The organism is Bacteroidales bacterium (assembly GCA_021157585.1).
Taxonomy (GTDB): domain Bacteria; phylum Bacteroidota; class Bacteroidia; order Bacteroidales; family UBA12170; genus UBA12170.
The window spans coordinates 1-3,138 of record JAGGWH010000169.1 but is presented as its reverse complement, the minus strand read 5'-3'; the positions used below and the strand labels follow the sequence as shown (position 1 = coordinate 3,138).

The 3,138-nt window shown below is 32.1% G+C and carries 3 protein-coding genes; all 3 read right to left on the bottom strand.

Annotated features, from left to right (window positions below):
• Positions 1–382, bottom strand: a 382-nt coding sequence (locus tag J7K39_11865; protein ID MCD6180589.1) for a hypothetical protein, incomplete at its 3' end; no start/stop codon positions are given.
• An 81-nt stretch (positions 383–463) separates the two neighbouring features.
• The gene (locus tag J7K39_11860; protein ID MCD6180588.1) at positions 464–967 is read right to left on the bottom strand and encodes a hypothetical protein; all 504 of its coding nucleotides are present in this window, start codon (positions 965–967) and stop codon (positions 464–466) included.
• Positions 968–978: 11 nt separating this feature from the next.
• Complete coding sequence (locus J7K39_11855) at positions 979–2,532, bottom strand: hypothetical protein (protein ID MCD6180587.1); 1,554 nt, start codon at positions 2,530–2,532, stop codon at positions 979–981.
• Positions 2,533–3,138 lie beyond the last annotated feature (606 nt).

Here is a 3,138-nt window from a genome sequence, read left to right as displayed (position 1 = left end):
TATATGAAATCATCATTTCCATTTCTTGTTCAGTATCTATATTACCAGAACCCCAACCCTGATAATAAGCATACAAAGTTATAAAATCTGTTGTACCTACTTCATCATAAACTTCAGCAATTAATTTTGCGTGTAACGCCTCATGCAACATTGTTTCAGCAATTAATGTTGATGAACTTGAATTTAAATATTCTTCACTTAATCTTATTTCAACTGCATCATAAACTCCATTTCTTGGTACTCCCAATGGCAGCGTTTCTGCAACACTACCATTAGTGGTGTTTCCTATAGTCCAAGTTAAATTTAGCTCTCCCAATGGGAATAAGGAGCTTGAAGAAGAAAAGTATCTCGAAATAAACTCTTTAAGAATATCACCCTCCATTAAATGTGAATTTTTTAATACGCAGAAAACCTTTACCAACAAAAGCTTGCAGGCTTAAAACTGCCTGCAAGCTTTATATTCTTAATACTGAACCTGGTTATAACCAACCAAAACACGATACATAAAAACTTTCCCGTTGGTACTGGATTCTATATCGCTTTTAAAAATGACAAAATTATATTTTATCCAAGACCCAAACCCTACAACCTTGCGTATTGTATCAAAAGATTTTTGTTTATATAGCCAAAGGTCTGTAACTATGGTAAACCGTTCTTCTATATTGTCTAATGGCACCTCTATTTTTAAAGAATCTTTGCTGATAATAGATTCTCTAAAATTTGTTCTAAAGCCAATAAAAGCAAAATCGGCATCTTCAGGCAATTTATGATCGTAATAATGCCCCTTAATGCCTACAAGCCAATGAAAATACTGATATTTTTTAAAAGGATTCTCCGTATATGATGTAAAATAATTGTTTGTATCTACTATACAAACAATGGTATCGTTGTATAGTGGCTTTCTGTTTTGGCCAACGGCAACAGAAGCTATTGCCAAAAAAAAGAATATTACTATTGAATTTCTCATAATTATATTGTTTATTCACAATTTTCGTTTGGTAAAAGACCTATTATCGATTGATACGTTTCGTCGTATTTAGCTTTATTTATTGGGTCAATATAAAATTCGCTCCATGCTTCTGTTTCCTTTAGTCCACTCCAGGCTAAACATTCCAGCATAAAATCAGTACCATACCACGAAGTCATATCCGAAACATAGTTTAAAAAAGTAGATTGGTATGATTCAGTATTAAAATAATCGTTTAATCCTTGTTTCATATATGTAATATATTGTTCTGCCATATAATTATGTTGAGCCAAATTATCTCCGTATTTACTTTCGTATGCTTTGAAGTCCTCTACGAAATTTGGTTCCGGGAATGGGCCGGTATATAATTCCGGATCATATAACTTCCCATAAATATAAGCATGAAATGACTCATGAAGAATAGTGTTAGCCAATTCCAACGATGAAGCATTCAATCGATCACTATCAATAATAATTTCCATTTGCAAAGTTGTTTCATTAAATACACATTTTCCATTCAAACCTGATAAATCTTCTACTTTAAACGTAACATCAATCTTACTTGCATTAAGGTCAAAACCGGCTATAAGATCATTTAGAATATTCCCACTCTCAAGTTTGTCTTTAACACAATTAGCTACAGAATTAATAAATGTAGTATCTTCTATAACTGTTGGAACACATGTACAAGCTGGGCAATCAGGCACATTTTCTGTTGGGTCAGCCGTATCATCATCGGCAGAAACATATTTAAAGCTAGTACTCAAGCAGCCACCGCAAACGGGACAAATATCACAATTGCAATCTTCGGAGGTATCTGCTGGAGTAGTGGTAGTCCCACCTGTAGCTGGGTCATAATCTGTAGAGGAATAAGAATCTCCTCCATCTGCATAATCGCAATAGTAATAAACTGTTTCTGTATAATTATAATTACATCCATAAGTACTACACGTATACCAATCTATTTGAGTTGAACAAAGCAATAACAAACTACCTTTAGTATTATTCAGCTCATTTAATAAAAAAATATTCCCATTCAAATAACGGATAGATTTTATAAATTTTCCGTTCCAGTCTTCTACATAAACTACTCCAGAAAACACTTCAGGTTTTTCATCAGCTGAAAGGTAATCAGCATCCGGAAAAGTAGTAACCAACTCCAGGCTCTTTTTTCCTTTTTCTTTATCATAAATAATCACATAGCTTAAACCACTTAAGGAGTGCCAAGCCCATTTTCCTTTGATAAAATAATTATCCTCATCATATAAAACCGGAACATAAACTCCTATCTCTCCATTTTCCATAAGCTTGGTATCGGCTTTGTCCCAATCCAGATTCTTTTTAAGCATATGCCGTTTAGATTTGCCTTCACTTTGATTCATCTCTGTTTTGGTGTTATCTATACTCGGCAGGAATTGTATTTCAAAATATTCCTTTGCCTCATTTATTTTTATTATAGCTGTCTCTTCTGCTGAAAGATGAACTTCATCCTTTTTTAAACATTGTACAAACAAAAAAGATAAGCCTAAAAATAGTAAAATTTTCAGTGAAATATATTTTTTCATATTTGGTGCATTTAATTCTAAAATTTTGTCTTATAATTCTTTTCAATTAATTCATCCGTTCAAATTAAAAGCATTACTTAAATTGAGTACACGCAATAAATTAAACGAGCAATTCAGTATAAATCATTTGTTCTATTTTTGTCTTTTCGTAGGCATTAATTTGGTTTACATTTATTGTCTCACATCTATTTATGGTAAAAAATGAAAAAACGTCACCCTAAAAATAGATTTATTTTTATACGATTCTAACAATGCGCTTTATATCAATTTGTTAACTTCGTAATTTAGAAAAATTATAAAATTAGAAATTAACCTAAAATAAAAAATACAAGAACATCAATCTTCCAAGGTGATGATGTAACAATTAATGCTATTATCTATAAAAAAGGAGAATAATTTTAGATTAGTTATTCGATGACTTTGAGTCATCGAATGGGTATAAAACTTATAGCCTGTCTGCATTTGTGGATGGACTTTTTTATTAATGAGAGTTTCTCTCGGAGTGAAGCCCTCACTTCAATTTTGAAAATCTATTTTGGTGTCGTAGACACAAAAGCTGGGTAAAAAACCTTTCCGAAAAACCTCTCGTCCCATACGGGACGAAAC

Excerpts from the sequence above, each read along its gene's own strand:
- J7K39_11860 (MCD6180588.1), bottom strand. The coding sequence starts at position 967 with ATGAGAAATTCAATAGTAATATTCTTTTTTTTGGCAATAGCTTCTGTT.
- J7K39_11855 (MCD6180587.1), bottom strand. The coding sequence starts at position 2,532 with ATGAAAAAATATATTTCACTGAAAATTTTACTATTTTTAGGCTTATCT.